Genomic DNA, 22,719 nt, shown 5'->3' on the forward strand with positions numbered 1-22,719 from the left:
CGGTCCCCGGATGCAGTCCGGGGTCGGCGGGGGTGAGAGCGGCCGACAGCCACAAGGGGCGGCGCCCTGCGTTCCGCCGGGCCGCGCCCCGCTACATCACGATCCGGTCAAGAGCTGCCTTGGGGGTCTTGATTTACCTGCGTGTAATCGATTCCATGCACCCGTCGATGTAATCGATTCCACGAGCACTCCCCCCGTGCTCGTACGACTGATCCCCAAGGAGGTGGAGCGGCAGTGGCCAGCATCAAGGACGTCGCGGCCGAGGCCGGCGTATCCGTCGCCACGGTCTCGCGCGTCCTCAACGACCACCCGTCGGTCAGCGCCGACGCACGCACCCGCGTGCTGGCCGCCGTCGAGACCCTGGGCTACCGCCCGAACGCCGTCGCCCGCTCCCTGCGCACCGACCAGACCCACACGCTCGGCCTGGTCATCAGCGACGTGATGAACCCGTACTTCACCGAACTGGCCCGCTCCGTCGAGGAGGAGGCCCGCGCGCTCGGCTACAGCGTCATCATCGGCAACGCCGACGAGCGGCCCGACCTCCAGGACCACCACGTACGCAACCTCCTGGACCGCCGGATCGACGGCCTGCTCGTCTCCCCGACGGACGGCGGCTCGCCGCTAATGCTGGACGCCGCCCGGGCCGGAACGCCCATGGTGTTCGTCGACCGGTGGATCCCCGGCGTGGACGTGCCGGTGGTCCGGGCGGACGGGCGGGCCGCCGTACGGGACCTCGTGGCGCATCTGCACGGCCTCGGGCACCGGCGGCTCGCGATCATCGCGGGCCCGGCGGCGACCACGACCGGCCAGGAGCGCGTCGAGGCCTTCCGGGAGGCGCTCGGAGCGTACGGACTCGAACTGCCCGACACCTACATAGGGCAGGGCGACTTCCAGGCCGAGAGCGGCCGCCGGGTCACCGAGGGGTTCCTCGCCCTGGCCGAGCCGCCCGAGGTCGTGTTCGCGGCCGACAACCTGATGGCGCTGGGCGCGCTGGACGCGGTACGCGCGCGTGGCCTGCGCGTGCCGGACGACCTCGCGCTCGCCGCGTTCGACGACATCCCGTGGTTCGTGCACACCGATCCGCCGATCACAGCGGTCGCCCAGCCGACGGGTGAGCTGGGCCGGGCCGCCGTACGGGCCCTGGTCGACCGCATCGAGGGACGGCCCGGCGAGTCCGTCACCCTCCCCGCCCGCCTCGTCGTACGCCGCTCCTGCGGCGAGCACCCCGCCGAGGACCCCGCAACGAACAGGAGCCAGTCGTGAGCAACGCGGACGAGTTGCTGCGCATCGAGGGCATACGCAAGACCTTCCCGGGCGTGGTGGCGCTGGACGGCGTCGACTTCGACCTGCGCCGGGGCGAGGTGCATGTGCTGCTCGGTGAGAACGGCGCGGGCAAGAGCACCCTCATCAAGATGCTCTCCGGCGCCTACGTCCCCGACGCCGGGCGGATCCTGGTCGGCGGTGTGGAGACGCGCATCCAGGGTGCGCAGGACTCCGAGCGGCTCGGGATCGCCACCATCTACCAGGAGTTCAACCTCGTACCCGACCTGACGGTCGCCGAGAACATCTTCCTGGGGCGCCAGCCGCGCCGCTTCGGCATGATCGACCGGAAGAGGATGGAGGCGGACGCCGAGGTCCTCCTCGCACGGGTGGGCGTGAACGTGTCGCCCCGCGCGCGGGTGAGGGAGCTCGGCATCGCCCGTCTGCAGATGGTCGAGATCGCCAAGGCGCTCAGCCTGGACGCGCGCGTGCTGATCATGGACGAACCGACGGCGGTGCTCACCTCCGAGGAGGTCGAGAAGCTCTTCGCGATCGTGCGCAGGCTGCGCGAGGACGGCGTCGGGATCGTCTTCATCACCCATCACCTGGAGGAGATCGCCGCCCTGGGTGACCGGGTGAGCGTCATCCGCGACGGCCGCAGCGTCGGCCAGGTCCCGGCCTCCACGCCCGAGGACGAGCTCGTACGGCTGATGGTGGGGCGCTCGATCGAGCAGCAGTACCCGCGCGAACGGGCCGACCGAGGCGCCGCGTTGCTGTCCGTCGAGGGGCTCACCCGGGACGGTGTCTACCACGACGTGGGCTTCGAGGTGCACGCCGGTGAGGTCGTCGGCATCGCGGGGCTCGTCGGAGCCGGCCGCACCGAGGTCGTACGGGCGGTCTTCGGGGCCGACGCGTACGACCGGGGCACCGTGAAGGTCGCCGGCACCCCGATCGCCAAGCACGACGTCAACGCGGCGATGACCGCCGGCATCGGGCTCATCCCGGAGGACCGCAAGGGGCAGGGCCTGCTGCTGGACGCGTCGGTCGAGGAGAACCTCGGCCTGGTGACGCTGCGGTCGGCCACGCGCGCCGGGCTCGTCGACCGCAAGGGCCAGCGCGAGGCCGCCGCACGGATCGCCGGGCAACTCGGCGTGCGGATGGCCGGACTCGGCCAGCACGTGCGGACGCTCTCCGGGGGCAACCAGCAGAAGGTCGTCATCGGCAAGTGGCTGCTCGCCGACACCAAGGTGCTGATCCTCGACGAGCCGACGCGCGGCATCGACGTCGGCGCCAAGGTCGAGATCTACCAGCTCGTCAACGAACTCACCGCCGCCGGCGCGGCCGTCCTGATGATCTCCAGCGACCTTCCCGAGGTGCTCGGCATGAGCGACCGGGTGCTGGTGATGGCCCAGGGCCGGATCGCCGGTGAACTCTCCGCCGACGAGGCGACCCAGGACGCCGTGATGGCACTCGCCGTCAGCACTCCCACCACCGGAACGGAGGCCTCCCGTGGCCACTGACACGCTCAAGAGCACGACGGGCGCGCGTGGCGCCTCGGGGGGCCTGCGCCGCCTCCTGCTCGACAACGGCGCACTCACCGCGCTCATCGTCCTCGTCATCGCCATGTCGGCGCTGTCCGGTGACTTCCTGACGACGGACAACCTCCTCAACGTCGGCGTCCAGGCGGCCGTGACCGCCATCCTCGCCTTCGGCGTGACCTTCGTGATCGTCTCGGCGGGCATCGACCTGTCGGTCGGCTCGGTCGCCGCACTGTCGGCCACGGTCCTCGCCTGGAGCGCCACCTCGGCCGGCGTCCCGGTCTTCCTCGCCGTACTCCTCGCCATAGCGACGGGCATCGTCTGCGGACTGGTCAACGGCATCCTGATCTCCTACGGCAAGCTGCCGCCGTTCATCGCCACACTGGCCATGCTGTCCGTGGCCCGGGGCCTGTCCCTCGTCATCTCCGAGGGCTCCCCCATCGCCTTCCCCGACTCCGTCTCCCACCTCGGGGACACGCTCGGCGGCTGGCTGCCCGTGCCGGTGCTGGTGATGGTCGTCATGGGCCTGATCGCCGCCTTCGTCCTGGGCCGGACCTACATCGGCCGCTCCATGTACGCGATCGGCGGCAACGAGGAGGCCGCACGGCTGTCCGGCCTGCGCGTGAAGAAGCAGAAGCTCGCCATCTACGCCTTCTCCGGCGTCTTCGCCGCCGTCGCCGGCGTGGTGCTCGCCGCCCGGCTGTCCTCCGCGCAGCCGCAGGCAGCCGACGGCTACGAACTGGACGCGATCGCCGCGGTCGTCATCGGCGGCGCCTCCCTGGCGGGCGGTACGGGCAAGGCGTCCGGCACTTTGACCGGCGCGCTGATCCTTGCAGTGCTGCGCAACGGGCTGAACCTGCTCAACGTCTCGGCTTTCTGGCAGCAGGTCGTCATCGGTGTCGTCATCGCGCTGGCGGTGCTGCTCGACACCGCCCGCCGCAAGGCGGGGGCGACGCCGGTCGCAGCCGGCACCGGCGGCGACAAGGGCAGGCGGGCGGCGACGTACGCGCTCGCGGCCGTGGTCACCGTCGCGATCGTCGGTGCCACGTCCTTCCTGCACAACGGCTCCGCCGCCACCAGCGGCCCGAAGATGGGCCTGTCGCTGTCCACCCTCAACAACCCGTTCTTCGTGCAGATCCGGGCGGGCGCGCAGGCCGAGGCGAAGAAGCGGGGCGTGGACCTGACCGTCACGGACGCCCAGAACGACGCGTCCCAGCAGGCCAACCAGCTGCAGAACTTCACCAGTGCCGGCCTCGGCGCGATCATCGTCAACCCGGTGGACTCGGACGCGGCCGGCAACTCGGTGAACGTGGCCGACAAGGCGAAGATCCCGGTCATCGCGGTGGACCGGGGCGTCAACAAGGCTCCGGTGGACACGCTCGTCGCCTCCGACAACGTCGCCGGCGGTGTACTCGCCGCGCAGGCGATGGCCGACAAGCTGGGCGGCACGGGCAAGATCGTGATCCTGCAGGGCCAGGCCGGCACCTCCGCCGCCCGCGAGCGTGCCCAGGGCTTCGCCAACGGCCTCAAGGCCTACCCGGGCATCCAGGTCGTGGCCGAGCAGCCCGCCGATTTCGACCGCACCAAGGGCCTCGACGTGATGTCGAACCTGCTCCAGGCCCACCCGGACGTTCAGGGCGTCATCGCCGCGAACGACGAGATGGCCCTCGGCGCGGTCAAGGCGCTGGGCTCCGCGGCCGGCACGTCGGTCTCGGTGGTCGGCTTCGACGGCACGCCTGACGGGCTCAAGGCCGTCGAGGGCGGCACGCTGTACGCCTCCGTGGCGCAGCAGCCGTCCCAGCTCGGCAGGATCGCCGTGGACAACGCACTGAAGGCGCTCCAGGGCGAGAAGGTCGAGGCGACGGTGAAGGTGCCGGTGAAGGTGGTCACGAAGGAGAACGTGGCCGGCTTCAGCGGCTGACATCGGGGAGCGGCCGGGCGGTCGTCCACCGCTGGTGGGACCGCCCGGTCATGTCACTCACAGGGGAGACAACGCATGTACGACTACGACCTCCTGGTCGTGGGGTCGGCCAATGCCGACCTGGTGATCGCGGTGGAGCGCCGGCCCGCTGCCGGTGAGACCGTGCTCGGTTCCGACCTGGCCGTCCACCCGGGCGGCAAGGGCGCGAACCAGGCGGTCGCCGCCGCCAGACTCGGCGCCCGTACGGCCCTGCTGGCCCGGGTCGGCGACGACGCGCACGGCCGGCTGCTGCTGGACTCGCAGCGGGAAGCCGGCGTCGACACGGTGGGTGTCCTGGTGGGCGGTGCGCCGACCGGGGTCGCGCTGATCACGGTCGACCCGTCCGGGGACAACAGCATCGTCGTCTCACCGGGCGCGAACGGCCGGCTGACCCCGGAGGACGTGCGCGCCGCCGGGTGCCTGTTCCATGACTCCCGGGTGGTCTCGGCGCAGCTGGAGATCCCGCTGGAGACCGTGGTGGAGGTCGTGCGGAACCTGGCGCCGGGCAGCCGCTTCGTGCTCAACCCCTCGCCGCCGCGCCCTTTGCCGCAGGAGGTGCTGGCGGCCTGCGACCCGTTGATCGTCAACGAGCACGAGGCGAAGGTGATCCTGGGCGGGGCCGCCGCCGGGGACGCTCCCGAGGACTGGGCGCGGATCCTGCTGGCGAAGGGCCCGCGGTCGGTGGTGGTGACGCTGGGCTCGCAGGGTGCGCTGGTGGCGTCGGCTGAAGGCGTCAGCCGTGTCGCGTCCGTGAAGGTGGACGCGGTGGACACGACGGGCGCGGGCGATGCGTTCACGGCGGCGCTGGCCTACCGGCTCGGTGCGGGCGAGTCCCTGGCTCAGGCGGCGGCGTACGCGGCTCGGGTCGGGGCGGCGACGGTGACGAAGGAGGGCGCGCAGGCGTCCTTCCCGACGGCGGCGGAGGTCGCTACGCGGTGAAGAAGACCGGAATACTGAACCGCCATCTCGCCGGTGCGCTGGCCGGACTGGGCCACGGCGACGGGGTGCTGGTGTGCGACGCGGGCATGCCCATACCGGACGGCCCGCGTGTGGTGGACCTGGCCTTCCGGGCCGGGGTGCCGGCGTTCGCGGAGGTTCTGGAGGGGCTGCTGGCTGAGCTGGTGATCGAGGGGGCGACGGCGGCGGAGGAGGTACGGCGGGCGAACCCGCAGGCGTCGAGGCTGCTGGACGACTGCTTCCCCACGCTGGAGCTCGTCTCGCACGAGCGCCTCAAGGAGCTGTCGGCGGGGGCCCGGCTGGTCGTCCGGACGGGCGAGGCACGGCCGTACGCGAACGTGCTGCTGCGCTGCGGCGTCTTCTTCTGAGACCGCCGGAGCGGTTTCGAGGGAGTGGGCTCCCCTGTCGGTCCCGCGTCTGGTCGCCGCACGGCGTGCGTCGTTCCGCGGGCTGCGGAGCAGGGCCCGTCCACCGCGTCGGCAGCGTGGACGTCATCGGCCTCGCCGGTCGGCGCAGTGCCGGCGTGGCGGTCACCGGCAGCGGAGCTGACCGGCAGAAGGTGCGCCGGTCCCCCGCCGGCGCCGGCGCCCCGCAGGGGACCGCGGCGGTCAGGCGGCGAAGCGGCGGTTGCCGGTGAGCGACCACACGGCGGAAATCCGGCCGTCCGTGACGGCGAACATGTCGATGCCGCTCTTGACGACGACGTCCCCGCCGCCGGCGGCGTGGCTCTCGATCCACCGGCAGGCCATCTCGCCGCGCTCGGCGTCGATCAGCGGCGCTGCGTCGGCGGCGAACGTCAGGCCGGTGAGGGCGTGACTGTTGGCCGAGATGAACGCCGTCAGTTCGTCCTGGCCGAATGATTTGGCGGAGCCGGTGCCGTCGAAGTCGTCCGCGAAGTGCAGCCGGAAGCCGGGGGCGAGGATCTGCTCGGTGAGGGCGACGTCGCCGTTCCAGAGCGCCGTCCAGCCCTCCACCAGCCGGGTGCCGGACTCCCGGGTCAGCGGTGCGGAGTCGGTGGTGGGGCTCGTCGTCACAGACATGGGTGCCTTCCGTGGTCGGTTCGTGGTCACCCAGCCTCCGGGCCGGGGGCGCCCACCCTATGTCGGTTGTCAGCCCTCCGGGCGGCGGCTCGAGCGAAGCCGTAGGGCTCGTCGAGTGCGACGAAATGCCAGTCGAGGGTGTCCGGTTCGGATGGGTCCACCGGACGCGGCTCCGCCGTTTCCTCCGGTGCGCGCGCCTCGCGGATGCGGTCAAGGCAGAAGCCCCGCACGACACGTCCGGCCGCCGCGGCTTCGGGGCCGCGCCAGGCTGGTGACGACCTGCCGGACCGCCCGCGACCGCGTGATCACCACGGGACCCGCCCGGATGGCTGAAACACCCTCATACCGGGCCGACTTGGCGAGCGCGGTTGTTTGGCGAACGCCTAACCGAGTAGGGGTACATCTGTGCGTCCGCCGTTTTCCGTCGTGGTCTAGTTACCCGTGGTCCGTGCGTGGTGACACCGCGTGCGGATCGTCCGCCGACGACGCCGTCGCGCCACGCGGCGTCCCCCTCGACCTCAGGAGCACCATGACCCCGATCCTCTTCGTCTATGCCAAGGGCGGCCCTCCTCTGGAGTACGCCGTCCCGCGCATCGCCGCCCACGCCGAGGTGCACGTCCTGGCGCTCGCGCCGTTGCCCCGGACCACCGAGTCGGTGTGGATGCCCGGGTGCGCGTCGGTCACGACGGTCCCGCCGGGCGAGGGGGTGGATCTGGTCGATCTGATCTGCTCCCACGCCCGCCGCGTCGGCGCCGAGGCGGTACTGACCCTGTCGGAGTACGCGGTGGTGGCCGTGGCCCACGCGAGCCTGCGGCTCGGTCTGCGCGGTGCCGGCGAGCGGGTCGCGGGGGCGCGGGACAAGCGTCTGATGCGCCGGATCTGGCGTGACGCCGGGGTGCCGGTACCGGGGTTCGCGGAGGTCCACGCGCCGGAGGACATCACGGCCGCCTTCGAAACCCTGAGGCCGCCGCTCCTCCTGAAGGCAGCCTGGAGCGCTGGTTCCACGGCCCACCTCACCGTGTGGAACGAGCAGCAGGCCGAGGCGGCCTGGAAGACCGGCCGTTCCGTCATGGAAGCCTCCTCCGCGCAGGGCTACTCGGAACTGCTCGCCGCGGACGAGGGGGTCAGCGATTTCCTGCTGGAGGAGATCGTGACCGGGGAGGCGTCCGACTGGTTCGACGGCGACGGGTGGGGCGATTACGTCAGCGTGGAGGGGATCGTCGCCGACGGCCGCTACCACCCGCTGTGCATCACCGGGCGGATGCCGACCATCGCGCCCTTCACCGAGCGGGCGAGCCTGGCTCCGGCCGCCCTCCCGGACGCGCTGCAGCACCGGATCGAGGAGGTGTCGCGCGCCGCCGTCGACGCGCTCGGACTCGATACCTGCGCCACCCACACCGAGATCAAACTCGGCGCGGACGGGGCCATGTGGCTGATCGAGACCGCCGCCCGCTTCGGTGGGGTGATGACCACCCGGCAGGTGGAGACCGTCTTCGGGTTCGACATGATCGGCATGCTGGTGCGCCAGTTGCTCGGCCGGGAGGTCGCCTACCCGGCGCGGATGCTGACCGAGGGCGAGGGCGCCGCCGGTTCCCTCGTCGTCCTTGCCGTCGACGCCGAAGGCCGTCCCTGGACCGAACTCCCGGCCTGGGACTTCGAGGCGGTCGACTGGGCCTCCCTGGTCGCCCCGGGATCCCGCGTGGAGCTGGTGCGCGAACACAGTCTCGCGCCGGGCAGCCCGGTCCCGCGCTACGAGGAGGCGGGAGGGGCCAATTCCATGGCCGCGCTGTGCTTCCTCACCGCCGAGTCCGGGCCGGAACTGCTGGCCGACTGCGGCCGCATCCTCGCGGCCCTGCCGGACGCCCTCACCGCCCCGTCCGTCGCCCTCACGGCCGCCCCCACCGCCCTCACCGCCACCACCGCCACCCTCACCCCCGCCCCCACCGAGCCCTCCGCCCTGCCCACCGACCGCTCGACGCCCGGGAGCACCGCATGACGAACGCCGCAACCACCGCTGCCGCGCCGTCCCCCCGGGGCGCCGCCGTGGACACCCTGCTCACGCTCCCCCTGTTCGAGCAACTGGCCGGGGTGCTGGGCGGGCACCCGTACGTGAAGGTCGTCGTGGACCGCGAGCAGGGCGTCTGGCACGTCCTCGACAGCTCCGTGCACTCCTTCCACGTCAACTACATAGCCACCGAGATCCAGGGCCTGACCCTCGAACAGCTCGACGCCGAACTCGACCGCTTCAACCATGACGTCTACCAGGACCCCGCGCGGCGCTTCCTGCTCGGCGTCCTGTCGCTGCACTCGCGGGGCGGCCCGGAGCGGGACGAGCCCTTCATGGTCCTGGAGACCACCGAGGCCGACACCATGGGCGCGGACCTGTTGATCGAGTTCCACGCCTTCGTACGGGCTCACCTCGATCCCGCGCTGGAGCTGCTGGTGAAGCCGGCCAACCACGGGCAGGAGCACGCCCTCGCGAAGGTGCCGGAGACCGTGGTGCCCCGTGCACGGGGTCACGCGCTCCTGGCGACCGCGCCCTTCGTGCCGTTGACGCTCGCCTCGGCCACCGGCCGGCTCCGCGCCTTCGCCTCGGGCGAGGAATACCTGGCCGCCCGCGCGGACCTGACCTGGTACGACATCGTCGCCATGCCGGTGGTCCCCGACGACATTCCGCGGCTCTCCGGTTTGATCAACGCCCAGCCCACCACTCCGCTGTCGCACACCAACATGCTGGCGGCCGGGTGGGGCATCCCCAACGCCATCGTCCGCGGAGTCCTCGACACGATCACCGACGAGAAGCTGGACGGTGCCTGGGTCCGCTACGAGGTCACCGCCGACGGGTTCGTCATCGAGCGCGCCGAGGAACCGTCGGACCTCGCCGAACCGACCTGGCACACGCAGCGGATCCGCCTCGACGCGCCGCACGTGACGGACGTACCGCTCGTGCCGCTGTCCGCGTTACGCGCCGGCGACCGCAACCGCTACGGCACCAAAGCAGCCAACCTCGGGGAACTGCACCACGTGCTGCGCCACGGATCGGGCCGGCTGACCGGCTACTACTCCGTGCCCCGCCCGCCCCGGGCCGACCTGCTCGGTCACCTGGCCGCCCGGCTGGGAATGCCCGAGGACGGTGATCTCGCCCAGTACGCGAGCGAGTTCCTGACCCGGTACGTCCAGGCGCCGGCGGGCATCGCCGTCCCCTTCTCCGTCCAGCGGCGCTTCCTGGACTCCTCACCGGCCGTGCAACAGAGCATCGGCAAACTGAAAATGGCCCTGGAGCTGAACTCCATGGACGCCGTGGACACGGTCTGCCTCCAATTGCAGCACTTGGTGCGCACTCTCCCGGTGCCCGAGGACCTGGTGCGCGCCCTGGACGCGCAGGTGGTGGAGCACCTGGCGGGCACGGGCCGCTTCGCCGTGCGGTCCTCCTCGAACGCCGAGGACCTGCCGGGCTTCTCCGCAGCCGGGATCTACGAGTCGCACACCAAGGTCACCGACCTGCCGGGGCTGCTGGACGCCATCCGCCAGGTGTGGGCCTCGTTGCTCTCCCCGCGCAGCGTGCGGCTGCGCCATCAGGCCGGCATCTCCCTCGACGACACCTACATGGGGGTGATCGTCCAGCGCTACGAGCCGTCCCCGCTCGGAGGCGTCATGGTCACCTGCAATCCGACCAACCGGGCCGACTTCCGCAACGTGTACCTCAACTGCGCGCACGGGTCCACGGCCGATGTCGTCGACGGCCGGACGATGCCCCTGCAGTACCTGTACAACACGGTCGAGGGCGGCGGCCGCACGATCTCGCTGGGCGCGGCCACCGAGGACCTGGCGCAGGACACGCGGGCCCACCTGGGCCGGCTGGCCCTGGCGGGTCGCTTGCTCCAGTCCCATTTCGCCACGGACTACACCTTCGCGGGGCCGCTCGACATCGAATGGCTGCTGGGGCCGGGAGGCGCGCTCCACATCCTCCAGCTGCGCCCGTACAGCGCCTGACCCTTCCGTATTCCCCCGCGTTCCGTCCCACCCGAAGGTCACCCATGCCCATCTCCCTGCGTACGCGCGTGAAACGCCGCGTACGTCCGCCCGCCGCGGTGCTCCGCGTGATCCGACTGAACAACGGGTTCCAGCTGTTGTTCAACCTGCTGTGGTGGATGCCGGTCTTCTACCAGTACCAGAAGCAGGCGGGCCTCTCGGACAGCCAGATCTTCGGCATCCAGAGCGTCTACTACGTGGCGTTCTGCCTGCTGGAGATACCCACCGGCTTCATCGCCGACCGCATCGGACAGCGTCGCTGCATGCAGCTGGGGGCGGCCGCGATGACCGCCGCGAACCTCCTGCCGGTCGCCTCGCCGTCCTTCGCGGGCTTCCTGGCGCACTTCCTGGCCATCGCGGCCGCCCGCTCTCTGGTGTCCGGGGCCTCCAGCGCCTACCTGTACGAGTACCTGCACGAGCACGGCGCGGACGAGCACTACGTACAGGCCGAGGGCACCGCCCGGGCGCTCGGCCTGTGGGCGAAGATCGCCTGTTGGCCGCTGGTCGGCGTCCTGATGCACGTCCGGCACGAGGCCCCTTACGTGCTGACCGCGCTCTCCACGCTCGGTTCGCTGGCCTGCGCCGCGGCCCTCCCGGCGATCGCGGCGCCCCTTGGGGGCGGTCAGCCGCCCGCGGAGCGCGTCGGGCTCCTCGATTCGGCCCGCCAGGCCGCGAAGGTGCTCGGAACGTCACGGTCCCTCGGCCCTTTGATGGTGCAGGGCGTGGCCGTGTTCACGCTCGCCCGCATCTGCCAGGTCAACCTCTTCCAACCGCTGCTCCTCTAAAAGGACCTCCCCGTCGCCGACCACGGCGCGGTGCTGTCGGCGATGACGGTCGCCGAGGCCGTTGGTTCGGCCAGAACCGGCTGGCTGCGCAGCAGACTGGCCGACGCCACCGTGGTGACCGTCCTCAGCGTGGTCATGGCACTCACGCTCGCGGCCACCACGCTGTCGGGGGGCCTGGGCACGATCCTGTGGCTGTGCGTGTTCGCCGCCGCGGCGGGCCTCGCGTACCCGGTGCAACGCAACCTGATCAACGCGGCCATCCCGCCGACCCCCTACCGGGCGACCCTGCTGTCGGTGGAGTCCATCATCGACCGCGGCGTATGCGCGCTGGTGGCGCTGGCCGTCGGTGCCTACCTGGCGGCGGACCGGCTCGACGCGCTCCTCGTACACGCGGCGGCGGGCACCTGTCTGCTGCTGCTCGTCGTGGGCGTCGTCCTGGGGCGGCTGCGTCGGGACGGCGTACGTCGGGCAGCCGGTCAGCCCTGATACAGCGGGACGGCCGCGCGCGGCGGCCAGACCCTGCTGTCGAAGATGCCGAGGGTGTAGGCGCGCGCCACCAGGGCCGGACGCGAGTCCGCGTCGAGTGCGACGCGCAGCCGGCGAAGGTGGTAGTCCAGGGCCTGGCGCGACAGTCCCAGGTCGGTGGCGATGGCTCCGTTGGACCGGCCGCCCGCCACGAGGGAGAGGACCCGCAGTTGCACGGGGCTGACCTGGACGGGGGCGCCGAACTCGACGCTGCGCGCAGTCAGTACGGCCGAAATCCGGTCGGGAGCCCCCCGGCGCCTGACCACCGCGAGATCCGCGCGGAGCACCCTGCTCCCGCCGGAGGCCGTGCCGCAGACCACGGAACAGGTACGCCGGCAGGCCTTGCCGGCGACCAGGTCCGCCCACGCGTGCCGCACCGCCCGGGGGTCCCCGCGCAAGTGCCCGATGGCGCGGCTGCCCTCCAGGGAGGCGCGGTCACCCCCGAGGAGTTCCGCGACTCCTCCGCTGACCCGCTGTATGCGGCCCCGCAGGTCCAGGGTCGCGATCGCCAGGCCCGAACGCTCCCACAGGGCGTGGAGTTCCTCGGCGGCGGCGGCCTTGTCCTCCAGGGCCCGGGCCTGGTCGGTGACGTCCGTGTAGATGCCGCCCACGCGGGGGCCCCGGCCGAGGTCCAGGACGAACCGGTGCCCGGTCACCTGCCGGGGCGTACCGTCGGGGTGCCGGAAGACGAGGGTGTGGCGCACGGGACGGCGCGACGACAGCACCTCGCGGTCCAACGCCCGGAACATGGCGGCGTCGTCGGGGGCGTCGATCTCCTCGACCGTCCGGCCGACCACGGATTGCGGTTCCATGCCGTAGAGGTGGGCGTAGGCGGCGTTCACCCACAGGTACCGGCCCTGTCCGTCGCGGATGAAGGCGGGCGCAGGGGCGTAGGAGGCGAGGGCCTCGAACCACCGCGCCGCCTCCGGGATTTCCTGGTTCCCGCCCGCGCCCCGGGCGAATTCCCCGCCCCCGCCGATCGCCGACCGTACCTGCCCGGTTTCGTCCTTCGCGTACATGCCTGTTTCTGTCTCTCGGGTTGCCGCTCACGCTGCGGGCGGGAGGTCAACTTAACCCGTTTCGAGCTAAGTTGCCGTACCCAGAAAACGGAATGTCCGAATGCCCCCCTCCGGGAGGACGGGACGGCACCTGGGGCCCGGTCGGCAGTCGGCCGCGATGTCGTCCTGTCGGCAGTCGTGGACCAACTGCTCGCGGAGCACCACACGGTGGTCAGGGGGCCGCCCGGCCTGGGGAAGCGAGGCGACGGGGCGACTCCCGTCGTACGGGTTCGGCGCTCCACGCTGCCCGCCTGCCCCGTCGTCGGGTAGCGGACGCGATCACCCGCGTCCGCCGACCGTTCGAGTATCAGCAGGTGGAGCTGCTGGAGATCTTTTGAGCATCGGCGCTCACCGGAGTCCGGCGCAACGGCTGCCGCCCTTTCGGCGGCGGTGGAACCATCCCAGCCCATCTGACGTGCAGCTATATGAGTACCTGGGATACGGGATCGCGGGTGGACGACAAGGGAACGGTGTCGATGCGGGACGATGTCGAGGAGTTCGCGGCGCTGCTGCGCGGGCTGAAGGACCGCACGGACCGGAGCTACGGCTCCCTGGCCCGCCGCCTCAACATGAACACCTCCACGCTGCACCGGTACTGCGCGGGCGAGGCGGTGCCGCAGGAGTTCGCGCCCGTGGAGCGACTCGCGGCCTTCTGCGAGGCGACACCACAGGAACGGCTGGAGCTGCACCGGCTGTGGTTGGCGGCGGTGGCGGCCAAGCAGCGGATGCCTGCGTCCCGCTCGGCGAAGGCGGCGGTCCCGGCGCCGGACGGGGCGCCGGACGCGGACGGGGCGCTCGTCGAGGAGAGCAGTTCCGCGGAGCTTCCTGGGGACGATCCGACCCCAGGCGGGCAGGCCCCGGACAGGCCGGCCCCGCACGAGCCGGCCCCAGACGGACTGACCCAGCACGATCCGGCCCCGGACGGGCCCGACCCCTCCCCCGCTTCCCGCCCCTGGTACCGCCGCCGGCTGGTCCTGGCGTCCACCGCCGTTGCCTGCGCCCTGCTGGCCACTGCGGGCAGCATGTCCGCCCTGTCGGACGACCGCTCCTCCGAGACGGGGGCCTCCGCCTCTGCGGGCCCGCGGACGACCGCCCCCGGCACACCCCAGGACTCGGCGAAACCGCCGGCCACCACCTCCCCTTCACCCTCCCCTTCCCCACCCCCCTCCCCCTCCGCGACCGCCGGCGGTCCCGCCTCGGCCGCGGAGCCGGCCGTCGGCCTGCCCCTCGCCTGGAGCGTCGACTCCCTGGTCTGGGACAAGGGCTGCGGCCACGACTACGTCATCGCCAAGCCGCCCGCGCAGGTACCTGCGCCGCCGGTGGAACAGGACGCCGGGGCATGGGCGGCGACGCAGGGCGCGGTGCACGGGCAACAGACGAGGGTGCAGATCTCCGTGCAGGGACGGTCCTCCACGGCCGTGGTCCTGGAGGCGCTCCGTGTCCGCATGGTCAGCCGCGACACCCCGGCCGCCGGAAGCGCGTACGCCATGGGCCAAGGCTGCGGCGGCGATCTCACGCCCCGCCGCTTCACCGTGAACCTCGACATCGACCGTCCCGTCGCCGGCCCGAAGGACGGCTCGGACGTCGAACGCACCATCCCGGCCGTGCACTTCCCGTACCGCGTCTCCGCCGAGGACCCGGAGGTGCTGCTGGTCGACGCCACGACACAGACCTACGATGCCCGCTGGTACCTCGAACTCGACTGGTCCTCCCAGGGCCGCACAGGCACGATCCGCATCGACGACCACGGCCGTCCGTTCCGCACCAGCAGCATCAAGGGAATGCCGCACTACTGGTACGGCACGAACGACGCGGGCGGGCGTGCCTGGGTCCCGTACGACAGCTAGTGCGGCGACCGGAAAGGTTCACCGGGTCGCAGCACCAGGGGTTCGCGATGGCCGCATTTGCGCATCCCGACGCCGGTCCGCTTCGCGCCGCTTCTCCGCCTCGGTCCCGCCGTCGATCTGGGCGAGCACCGCCGTAGCCCGCTGCCCCACCACGCGGCGCCGTGGTGCGGGCGGCCGCCCGCACGGCGACCCGAACCGCGGCAGGAACGGCTGGATGCCGCCGCCGATGGACCGCGGCCCTGTGCCGTGTCGGCCGCACCCCGGTGGTCGGCCGACCGCCGCGAGTCCGACCGTGACGAGTCGTCTCCGCATCCCAGGGGGCATCCGGGGCATCCCAGGCACTCCCTGTTTCCCCAGCTCAGCAGGGGTGGGACGGTTCCACCCCTGCAGGTGTGGCGGCAGCTCTTGTCGTCGGTCCCCGGCGTCCCCGAAGCTTTGGGTGTCGCACCGGCCGACGTCAGAACGACCGCCCCGGCAGCAGCCTGGCAGCGACACCCACCCTGCGTCTGCGTACCGGGACACCCCTGTGCCCGAGTGCCCGAGGTAACCGCGCCCACTCCTGTCCGATCGGGCAGGCGGGCCGTCCTGTCCTCACACGGGACGCGGACGAGGACGAGGTGGCGACACGTCGGAAGGCGCCTTCGGCACGAAAGCCGGAGGGCGACCCCATACGGACCAGAGAAGGAAGACCCACATGAACACGAAGTCCCCCGCACACCGTCGTCCGGGCCGCCGCGCGGCCGTCGCCGCCGGCCTCGTCCTGGCTGTCGGACTCGGCGTGTCGGCGCAGGCGTCGGCACAGGCCTCCGTCACCGCCCCCGCAAAGGCGGCCTCTTCCGTCGTACAGCAGCCGGTCAGCGGCACGCCCGGCCAGGCGGTGACCCGGGTCGCCGACTTCTACGGCGCGTACATCGACGCGAAGGGCGACTACACGGACCCGGATGTCACGCTGGCCACGACGCTCCGCAAGCACTACCTGACGCCCGACTTCGCCCAGCGGCTGGCGGCCTGGGAGAAGGAGAACGGGGCGGACGGCGTCCTGCGTGCACAGAACGTCCCGGCTCAGTGGACGGTGACCGACAACGGCCCGGTGGGCAACGGCCATGAGGTGATCGTCACCCTGACCTTCGGCAGTGGGGAGACGAAGCAGAAGACCAGGCTTTACGTGCTGGTGGAGCGGTACAACCACATCGTCGACATCGAGACGACGAGCGCCCACTGACGGCGGAACCGCTCCGCCGGCCCGGGCCAGGAAGGCGAAGGACCGCTATGCGTCCCTTGCGTACACCCCCGCACGCGCGGCCACGACCACAGCCGCGGCCGCGCGGTCGGCGGCGCCTTCGTCGAGCGGCAGGGCGGTGGTGAGGAGGCGGTAGTAGAGGGGGGCCGACGCCGCGCGGATGACCTCGTGCGGGTCGGTCCCCTCCGGCACCTCACCGCGTACGACGGCTTGCCGGACGCACGGCGCCCACTCGTCGACGCGCACGGCATAGAAGCCGTGCAGGGCCTGCGCCGCCTTCGGGTCGCAGGTGGCCGCCGCGATCACCGCTTTGAACAGGGCCCCTTGCCGGGGATCGGCCAGCGTGCGCTGCACCAGCCGGGTGTTCGCCGTCAGGTCCTCGAGGAGGGAGCCCGTGTCCGTTCGCGGCACGGACTGCTGGGCCATGTCCAGCAGGAGATCGGTGACGAGGCCGGTGACCGTACCCCACCGGCGGTAGACGGTCGTCTTCCCGACTCCCGCGCGGCGCGCGATGTCGGCGAGGTCCAGGTGCGTGAAGCCCTGCTCGGCCAGGACGTCGCCGGCGGCCGTGAGCACCGCTTCCCGCACCCGGGCGGTACGGCCTCCCGGCCGGGTGGTTCCCGGTTCGGTCCCGTCTCCCGTCCCGTCCCCGGTCTGGGTCCCGGCGTCGATCCGGCTGTGTTCTCCGGATTCCGCGAACTCCATAACGGGACTCCAGTTCCATTAGTTCTGCCGAGTTGTTAGGCTGCCTCCATCTTAACGGAACTGCGGATCCATTAGTCAGGGGTCTGCGGTCTAGAGGGGGGTACGTCATGGAGTACAGACAGCTGGGCGCGTCCGGGCTTCAGGTCCCGGCATTGAGCTTGGGCGCCGGAACCTTCGGCGGACAGGGGCCGCTCTTCGGCGCCTGGGGCACGACGGGCGTCGACGAGGCGCGGCGCCTCGTGGACATCTGCATCGAGGCCGGGATCACCATGTTCGACACCGCCGACGTCTACTCCGGCGGCGCGTCGGAGGAGGTACTGGGCGCGGCGCTCAAGGGGCGCCGGGAGCAGGTGATCATCTCCACCAAGGCCGGGCTGCCCATGGGTGAGGGCCCCGGCGATGCGGGCACGTCCCGCTCCCGGCTGATCGCTTGCGTCGATGCCGCCCTGCGCCGCCTCGACACCGACTACATCGACCTCTTCCAGCTGCACGCCTTCGACGCCCGGACTCCCGTCGAGGAAGCGCTGTCCACCCTGGACGACCTGGTACGGGCCGGGAAGATCCGGTACCTCGGCGTCTCCAACTTCTCCGGCTGGCAGGCGATGAAGTCCCTCGCCACCGCCGAACGGCACGGTCGGCAGCGTTACGTCGCCCACCAGGTCTACTACTCCCTCATCGGCCGCGACTACGAGTGGGAGCTGATGCCTCTCGGCCTCGACCAGGGACTGGGCGCGATCGTCTGGAGCCCGCTGGGCTGGGGCCGTCTCACCGGCAAGATCCGCCGGGGCCGGCCGTGGCCCACCGGGAGCAGGCTGCACGACACCGCCGATTACGGGCCGCCGGTGGAGGACGAGCACCTCTACCGCGTGGTGGACGCCCTGGACGAGATCGCGCAGGAAACCGGCAGGGCCGTCCCGCAGATCGCGTTGCGCTGGCTCCTTCAGCGCCCCACCGTCTCCTCCGTCATCATCGGCGCCCGCAACGAGGAGCAGTTGCGCCAGAACCTCGGCGCCGTGGGCTGGGCCCTCACCCCGGACCAGATGGCGAAGCTCGACGGGGTGAGCAGGCGGACAGCTCCGTACCCCTACTTCCCGTACGAGCGGCAGGAGGGCTTCGCCCGGCTCAACCCTGCGGTGGTCTAGATGAATGAGTCCAAGGGGTGTTATTGCAGTCAGTGATCACAGGCAGTGAGTGATCACTCAGGGGGCGGGGTCGGGGGGCGGCGCCCACTGCGGCGACTGGGCGTCACGGTCATTGCGCAGGGCCTGGATGAGCCAGGGGTACACCGGAATCAGGTTCGGTACCACCTGCCAGCCGTTGACGATCCACACCAGCCGCCAGTACCGGTCCACCCGGGGATCGTGCGCCTCTTCGAACTGCCGGGCCATCCAGTCCCGGAATTGCGTGTCAGGGATGCGCGCGAACACCTCGGCGAAGCGGCGCACGAGGTCGTCGATGACGGGGGCGGCCCTGTCGCTGCGCGGGTCGATGCCCAACTCCATGGCCTCGGCCACCCTCTGACGGGTGGACTCCATCAGGTCCTCGCCTGCCACGGCCTCGATGTCGAGCGAGCACCCGGCGGCCTGGTGTCCGGCCGTCCGGCGCATCCGGGCCCGGAAGTCCTCGTCGCCGACCAGCTCGGCGAGTTCCACCCAGGCGGCGACCTGCTCGCCGGACGCATCATCGGGAAGGTCGGGCGTGGCGGCGCGAACCACGGCCACCGCGGCCGGGTCGTCATCCATCGTGCCGAAGGTGCCATCGATGAAATCGTCGATCAACCGTCGGCGCTCCTCGCCGGACAACTGCGTGAGCCTGTGCATGAGCTTGGTCTCCTCGGGACTGGACCCGCGTTCGGCCACGACTCGCAGAACGCTCCGACGCAGTTGCAGCACCCGGATCTGGACGTCCACGGCATCGGCGTGCGCCGCGGCGACTTCCGCCACCGAGAGCTCGCGGTCCAGCACCCGTTGGATCGTGGCCAGGTCCATGCCCAGTTCGCGCAGTGTGCGCAGGAGTTCCAGACGAAGCAGGGCGTCGAGGTCGTAGAGCCGATAACCGGCGGGACTACGGGTGGTCGGCGCCACCACCCCCGAATCGGAGTAGAAGCGGATGGTCCTCACGGACAAGCCGGTCCGCCGGGAAAGCTCCCCGATCGAAAAGAGGGTCGTAACGTCCATGTCCCCCACTCTGCTGTCTCCAGCCGGTGGAGACTCAAGGCCGTTCCCCCGCCGGGCCCCGACCGGGCTCCTACGAGTTACTGGAGCATGCGTCGCCACCAGGACCAGTACGGCCAGTCCGACGGCGGCGCCCGCACCCGAGCCGGTGGAGGCGATGCCCGAAGCGATGCCCTGCCGGCGGTCGGGGACGCCGGTGGCGGCGGGATGAACCCGGCGGCGGTCGCGCCTGTGCCGGCGATTCGTCCTGCGGCGGCGGTGGCGGATCCTGCGGCGAGTGACGCATCGGCCCAAGGCCGCCAGGCACCTCGGGCAACCGGCCGACGGGCACGCTCTACCGTGTCCCCTGTGACGACTCCGAACGCGAGCGCCGCGGCACTGCTCGCCGCGATACCCGACCTCGCCCCGTACGCCCGCCGAGTCACCCTGCTCCGCCCGAGGTCGGGCCGGCCCACTCCCCTCGACAGCCATGTGGGGGGCCCGTTGCTGTGGCCCGCCGACGAGCCGTGGCCCGTGTGCGAGGGGCCGCACCTCGTCGAGGTACGGGAGAAGCTCTCCGAAGCGGACCGGGAAACCTGGCAGCAGATCGACCGTGCCATGCGAGAGCGGCGGGCGGGACGGGCGAACGCAGCGTACGAGATCACGCAGGCGGAAGCCGAGGCGCAGACCCGCATCATGGACGGCGCCGGAATGCTCGACATGATCACGTGGGAGCTGGTCCGCCGGGTACCGGAGCCTGCGGTGCCGGGCGTCCCGCTGGTGGCGGTCCTCCAGTTGCGCGCGCAGGACGTTCCGGCCCTCCCCTGGCCGGAGGGCATGGACCTGCTACAGGTCCTGTGGTGCCCGCGGGAACACTCCGACCTGCCCGGGCAGTCGTACTACTGGGGGCCGTCCGTCGAGCTGCGCCACCGCTGCGCCGCCTCGGTGACCGGCGCCCTGCTGCAACCACCGTTGCCGGTGGACGCGGTGGCCTCGTACCTGCCCCGGCCCTGCGTCCTCGATCCGCTGGAGGTCGTCGACCTCCCGGACGGGGACGAGCTGCCCGCCGGACTGCTCGCGCGCGCCGAGACCTGGGCGGAGGGCCACGACACCGAGTACCACCGCGACCTCTCCTGTCAGGAGGGGTGGAAGGCCGGGGGCTGGCCCAGCTGGCACCTGACGGACCTGGTGCCCGTCGACTGCCCGGCCTGCGGCGCACGGACCCGTCTGCTCCTGACGGTGGACAGCGGGGGCGACCCGGACCTCAGCGTCGGCCGCCACGGTGAACTGCGCGTCTTCACCTGTCCCGTGGACGCCTCGCACCCGTTCCGCCTGAACCTCCAGTAGCGCGGGCCGTCGGCCGGCGCCGCGGGACAGCTCGGGCAGGCCCTCACGCGCGCGGGTGGTTCGAGAGCGGGCAACACGACCTGCCGCATCCCTGCGCTTCGGGCTGCGGCTCGGTCCTCGGGTAGCGGCTGGGCCGGTCCGGAACCGCCCGGCCGCCAGGCCCCGCGCTGGACAGATAGTCTGTGCGCAGATAATCTACGGACAGAACATCGCGTCCAGCGGAGGAGACCTGCCATGTGGGACTACGAGCACAGCATCGAAACCGGAGCCACCCCCGAAGCGGTCTGGGGGCTGTGGGCCGACGTGAAGAATTGGGGCACGTGGAACGCCGAGATCGAGAAGATCGAAATCGACGGCCCCTTCGCGCCGGGCAGCCGGATCACGATGACCCCGCCCGGGGACGAGCCGATCCTGCTGAGCATCGCCGAGGCGGTCGAAGGCGAGAAGTTCGTGGACGAGGCCCGCTTCGGTGACCTGCTCCTGCGCACCACGCACCGGATCGACCGCCTCGATCAGGAGCGGATCCGCCTGGTGTACCGGATGGAGATCACCGGCACCGGCGCGGACGAGGTCGGTCCGCAGATCGGACCCGGCATCACGGCCGACTGGCCACAGACGATGGCGGCGCTGGCCGCACTGGCCTCGCGCTGATGGCCCTCGGCCCGGGCGAGAGCCCCGGGTTCCTGTTGTGGCACGCCACGCTGCGCTGGCAGCGTGACATCGCCGCGGCGCTGGCCCCGCTCGACCTCACGCACGTGCAGTTCGTACTGCTGGCCTGCACGTGGTGGCTCAACGGACAGGACGAGCACCCCAACCAGCTGGCCCTCGCCCGTCAGGCGGGCACGGACGTCAAGATGACCTCCCAGGTCCTGCGCGCCTTGGAGCAGAAGGGTCTCGTCGAGCGCGAGGTCGATCCGGCGGACACCCGCGCCAAACGGCTGCGCGTCACCGGAGCGGGCGCCGAATTGGCACCGCGGGCGATCGAAGCCGTGGAGGGCGTGGACGCGCGGTTCTTCGAGCCGGTGGCCCGCGACCAGGCAGTGGCGCTGCTCGGCCGCCTCGCCCACCCTCAGCCCTGACGCGCCCCGCCCAGGACGCAGGGCAGGCCGCTGGCACGATGACGCGCGCCAGGCCCGGGGGTCACGGTCTCGGCTGCCGTGACGGACGGCGGTGACGATTGGTCCACGCCGCCCCGCCGGGCGGCATCGATCAGGCCGCCTGTCTGCGTGGCTGTTGCACCGCGACAGTGGCCGCCGAGTTCCGGTGGCGGGCCGCCGCCGAGGAGCAGGCAGCAAGTCCGACGTCCTCGCCGCGCGGGGCGCCGGCACTGCGGGGGGCCGCGCGCGGATCCGGCCGGAGTGGGAGCGGCTGTTCCAGATCGGCACCCGCCGGCTCACCCCCGGCTCACCCGGCGGCGGGCGCTCGCGCCCGCGCTGTGCGGCCAGGTTTCTGGAACTCGGCGGCGCGCGCGTCCGGCCGGCCCGGGCGGCCGGGCGCGGCTGGACGGCCGGGGGCGGCCGCCCGGGCCGGCCGGGTGGGCGCGCGGGCGGGACGGCCTGCGGGCCACCGGCCGCGGGGCGGCTTCAGTCCTCGCGACCGGCACCGCGATCGGGTGCGCTCATGTCCCCCGTCCCGGGCGTGCCATCGGCGAGCCCGTAGCGCAGGTACACCGTGCCCTTCGGGCCGGCTGCCGGCGGTTCGAGGAGAGTGACGTTCGTGGGCACCGCACCCTCACCGAACACCTTTTTCCCGACACCCAGCACGATCGGGTGCACCCAGAGGTCGAGACGGTCGAAGAGCTTCTCGCGCAGGAGGGTCTGCACCAGGTTCAGGCTCCCGACGACCTTCACGTGCTCGTGACGCTCACGGATCTCGCGCACCGCGCCTGCCAGGTCCGGACCGAGCTGCGTGGATCCGGCCCACGAGAGGTCGGGCCTGCCGCGAGAGGCCACGTACTTCGGGACACCGTTGAAGAGCGCGGCGATCTCGTTGTCCTGTCCGCCCTCCTGGTGCGGCCAGTAGGCGGCGAAGATGTCATACGTCCGCCGGCCGAGCAGGAGGGCGTCCGTGCCTTCGTACGCGGCACTGACCTGCGCGCCCGCGACCTCGTCCAGCAGGGGTGCCTGCCATCCGCCGAACGGGAAGCCCGCCGGATCCTCGTCGGGGCCGCCGGGCGCCTGCCCGACGAGGTCGAGGGTTGCGAACAGCTCGATGTGGATAAGGCCCATGACGTGCTCCCGATGCGTTGTGTGTCCCGTTCGGTAGGTAGACC

20 protein-coding genes are annotated in these 22,719 nt (G+C 71.8%); 15 read left to right on the forward strand and 5 right to left on the reverse strand.

What is annotated here, in order from left to right; all coding sequences use genetic code 11:
* The first annotated feature begins 234 nt into the window (after positions 1-234).
* The 5 genes from AMK16_RS00685 to rbsD all read left to right on the forward strand — a co-directional run bounded on the left by AMK16_RS00685 (position 235) and on the right by rbsD (position 6,083).
* The gene (locus AMK16_RS00685) at positions 235-1,263 is read left to right on the forward strand and encodes a LacI family DNA-binding transcriptional regulator (RefSeq protein ID WP_073907144.1); all 1,029 of its coding nucleotides are present in this window, start codon (positions 235-237) and stop codon (positions 1,261-1,263) included.
* Complete coding sequence (locus AMK16_RS00690) at positions 1,260-2,780, forward strand: sugar ABC transporter ATP-binding protein (protein ID WP_073907147.1); 1,521 nt, start codon at positions 1,260-1,262, stop codon at positions 2,778-2,780. The genes AMK16_RS00685 and AMK16_RS00690 overlap by 4 nt, the downstream gene beginning before the upstream one ends.
* The gene (locus AMK16_RS00695) at positions 2,770-4,719 is read left to right on the forward strand and encodes an ABC transporter permease/substrate-binding protein (protein ID WP_073907150.1); all 1,950 of its coding nucleotides are present in this window, start codon (positions 2,770-2,772) and stop codon (positions 4,717-4,719) included. The genes AMK16_RS00690 and AMK16_RS00695 overlap by 11 nt, the downstream gene beginning before the upstream one ends.
* Positions 4,720-4,794: 75 nt before the next feature.
* Positions 4,795-5,697, forward strand: coding sequence for a ribokinase (locus AMK16_RS00700; protein WP_073907153.1), 903 nt, complete (start codon positions 4,795-4,797; stop codon positions 5,695-5,697).
* Entirely contained in the window at positions 5,694-6,083 is a 390-nt protein-coding gene (gene rbsD, locus AMK16_RS00705; protein ID WP_073907155.1) for a D-ribose pyranase, read from the forward strand. The genes AMK16_RS00700 and rbsD overlap by 4 nt, the downstream gene beginning before the upstream one ends.
* 240 nt (positions 6,084-6,323) lie before the next feature.
* Here rbsD and AMK16_RS00710 read toward each other — a convergent pair whose 3' ends face one another.
* On the reverse strand, positions 6,324-6,755 hold the full coding sequence (locus tag AMK16_RS00710) for a nuclear transport factor 2 family protein (protein WP_143196770.1): 432 nt from the start codon (positions 6,753-6,755) through the stop codon (positions 6,324-6,326).
* Between the two features lie 529 nt (positions 6,756-7,284).
* Between AMK16_RS00710 and AMK16_RS00715 the strand changes: the two genes are divergently transcribed.
* The 4 genes from AMK16_RS00715 to AMK16_RS38275 all read left to right on the forward strand — a co-directional run bounded on the left by AMK16_RS00715 (position 7,285) and on the right by AMK16_RS38275 (position 12,058).
* Positions 7,285-8,751, forward strand: a complete 1,467-nt coding sequence (locus tag AMK16_RS00715; protein ID WP_242438498.1) for an ATP-grasp domain-containing protein — start codon at positions 7,285-7,287, stop codon at positions 8,749-8,751.
* Positions 8,748-10,748, forward strand: a complete 2,001-nt coding sequence (locus AMK16_RS00720; protein WP_073907161.1) for a PEP/pyruvate-binding domain-containing protein — start codon at positions 8,748-8,750, stop codon at positions 10,746-10,748. Before AMK16_RS00715 ends, AMK16_RS00720 begins: the two co-directional genes overlap by 4 nt.
* A gap of 107 nt (positions 10,749-10,855) precedes the next feature.
* Positions 10,856-11,572 (forward strand): MFS transporter, encoded by a 717-nt coding sequence (locus AMK16_RS38270; protein WP_199885320.1) that lies wholly within the window; start codon positions 10,856-10,858, stop codon positions 11,570-11,572.
* 42 nt (positions 11,573-11,614) lie between these two features.
* Positions 11,615-12,058, forward strand: a complete 444-nt coding sequence (locus AMK16_RS38275) for a hypothetical protein (protein ID WP_199885321.1) — start codon at positions 11,615-11,617, stop codon at positions 12,056-12,058.
* On the opposite strand, the gene AMK16_RS00730 is transcribed toward AMK16_RS38275, so the two are convergent.
* Positions 12,049-13,116 carry a helix-turn-helix transcriptional regulator gene (locus AMK16_RS00730; protein ID WP_073907163.1) on the reverse strand — a complete coding sequence of 356 codons (1,068 nt, stop codon included), beginning with the start codon at positions 13,114-13,116 and terminating at the stop codon, positions 12,049-12,051. The genes AMK16_RS38275 and AMK16_RS00730 overlap by 10 nt on opposite strands.
* A 515-nt stretch (positions 13,117-13,631) precedes the next feature.
* Here AMK16_RS00730 and AMK16_RS00735 point away from each other — a divergent pair.
* Both AMK16_RS00735 and AMK16_RS00740 read left to right on the forward strand, forming a co-directional pair.
* Positions 13,632-15,002: a helix-turn-helix domain-containing protein gene (locus tag AMK16_RS00735; RefSeq protein WP_073910071.1), complete on the forward strand. Its 1,371-nt coding sequence runs from the start codon at positions 13,632-13,634 to the stop codon at positions 15,000-15,002.
* A 694-nt stretch (positions 15,003-15,696) separates the two neighbouring features.
* Positions 15,697-16,224 carry a hypothetical protein gene (locus AMK16_RS00740; RefSeq protein ID WP_073907166.1) on the forward strand — a complete coding sequence of 176 codons (528 nt, stop codon included), beginning with the start codon at positions 15,697-15,699 and terminating at the stop codon, positions 16,222-16,224.
* A gap of 45 nt (positions 16,225-16,269) precedes the next feature.
* Here the strand turns inward: AMK16_RS00740 and AMK16_RS00745 are convergent, their stop codons facing one another.
* Positions 16,270-16,947 carry a TetR/AcrR family transcriptional regulator gene (locus tag AMK16_RS00745; protein ID WP_079191233.1) on the reverse strand — a complete coding sequence of 226 codons (678 nt, stop codon included), beginning with the start codon at positions 16,945-16,947 and terminating at the stop codon, positions 16,270-16,272.
* Between the two features lie 107 nt (positions 16,948-17,054).
* Here AMK16_RS00745 and AMK16_RS00750 point away from each other — a divergent pair, with 107 nt between their 5' ends.
* Positions 17,055-18,089, forward strand: a complete 1,035-nt coding sequence (locus AMK16_RS00750; protein WP_073907168.1) for an aldo/keto reductase — start codon at positions 17,055-17,057, stop codon at positions 18,087-18,089.
* 57 nt (positions 18,090-18,146) lie between these two features.
* Here AMK16_RS00750 and AMK16_RS00755 read toward each other — a convergent pair whose 3' ends face one another.
* A complete protein-coding gene (locus tag AMK16_RS00755) occupies positions 18,147-19,124 on the reverse strand; it encodes a MerR family transcriptional regulator (protein ID WP_073910078.1) in 978 nt (325 codons plus the stop codon).
* Between the two features lie 345 nt (positions 19,125-19,469).
* Here AMK16_RS00755 and AMK16_RS00760 point away from each other — a divergent pair, with 345 nt between their 5' ends.
* From AMK16_RS00760 to AMK16_RS00770, 3 genes are all read left to right on the forward strand, one after another.
* Positions 19,470-20,447 (forward strand): hypothetical protein, encoded by a 978-nt coding sequence (locus AMK16_RS00760; protein WP_073907171.1) that lies wholly within the window; start codon positions 19,470-19,472, stop codon positions 20,445-20,447.
* A 234-nt stretch (positions 20,448-20,681) separates the two neighbouring features.
* Positions 20,682-21,098 (forward strand): polyketide cyclase, encoded by a 417-nt coding sequence (locus tag AMK16_RS00765; RefSeq protein WP_073907173.1) that lies wholly within the window; start codon positions 20,682-20,684, stop codon positions 21,096-21,098.
* A complete protein-coding gene (locus AMK16_RS00770) occupies positions 21,098-21,526 on the forward strand; it encodes a MarR family winged helix-turn-helix transcriptional regulator (protein ID WP_073907176.1) in 429 nt (142 codons plus the stop codon). The genes AMK16_RS00765 and AMK16_RS00770 overlap by 1 nt, the downstream gene beginning before the upstream one ends.
* Before the next feature lie 504 nt (positions 21,527-22,030).
* Here the strand turns inward: AMK16_RS00770 and AMK16_RS00775 are convergent.
* Entirely contained in the window at positions 22,031-22,675 is a 645-nt protein-coding gene (locus AMK16_RS00775) for a dihydrofolate reductase family protein (protein ID WP_073907178.1), read from the reverse strand.
* Positions 22,676-22,719: the final 44 nt, after the last annotated feature.

The organism is Streptomyces sp. CB00455, assembly GCF_001905445.1.
Classification (GTDB): domain Bacteria; phylum Actinomycetota; class Actinomycetes; order Streptomycetales; family Streptomycetaceae; genus Streptomyces.

Bases quoted from the DNA above. Each gene is read 5' to 3' on its own strand.
- AMK16_RS38275 (WP_199885321.1), top strand. From the start codon at position 11,615: ATGACGGTCGCCGAGGCCGTTGGTTCGGCCAGAACCGGCTGGCTGCGC.
- AMK16_RS00740 (WP_073907166.1), top strand. From the start codon at position 15,697: ATGAACACGAAGTCCCCCGCACACCGTCGTCCGGGCCGCCGCGCGGCC.
- AMK16_RS00720 (WP_073907161.1), top strand. From the start codon at position 8,748: ATGACGAACGCCGCAACCACCGCTGCCGCGCCGTCCCCCCGGGGCGCC.
- AMK16_RS00775 (WP_073907178.1), bottom strand. From the start codon at position 22,675: ATGGGCCTTATCCACATCGAGCTGTTCGCAACCCTCGACCTCGTCGGG.
- AMK16_RS00710 (WP_143196770.1), bottom strand. From the start codon at position 6,755: ATGTCTGTGACGACGAGCCCCACCACCGACTCCGCACCGCTGACCCGG.
- AMK16_RS00770 (WP_073907176.1), top strand. From the start codon at position 21,098: ATGGCCCTCGGCCCGGGCGAGAGCCCCGGGTTCCTGTTGTGGCACGCC.
- AMK16_RS00755 (WP_073910078.1), bottom strand. From the start codon at position 19,124: ATGGACGTTACGACCCTCTTTTCGATCGGGGAGCTTTCCCGGCGGACC.
- AMK16_RS00730 (WP_073907163.1), bottom strand. From the start codon at position 13,116: ATGTACGCGAAGGACGAAACCGGGCAGGTACGGTCGGCGATCGGCGGG.
- AMK16_RS00700 (WP_073907153.1), top strand. From the start codon at position 4,795: ATGTACGACTACGACCTCCTGGTCGTGGGGTCGGCCAATGCCGACCTG.
- AMK16_RS00750 (WP_073907168.1), top strand. From the start codon at position 17,055: ATGGAGTACAGACAGCTGGGCGCGTCCGGGCTTCAGGTCCCGGCATTG.
- AMK16_RS00745 (WP_079191233.1), bottom strand. From the start codon at position 16,947: ATGGAGTTCGCGGAATCCGGAGAACACAGCCGGATCGACGCCGGGACC.
- AMK16_RS00715 (WP_242438498.1), top strand. From the start codon at position 7,285: ATGACCCCGATCCTCTTCGTCTATGCCAAGGGCGGCCCTCCTCTGGAG.
- AMK16_RS00735 (WP_073910071.1), top strand. From the start codon at position 13,632: ATGCGGGACGATGTCGAGGAGTTCGCGGCGCTGCTGCGCGGGCTGAAG.
- AMK16_RS00765 (WP_073907173.1), top strand. From the start codon at position 20,682: ATGTGGGACTACGAGCACAGCATCGAAACCGGAGCCACCCCCGAAGCG.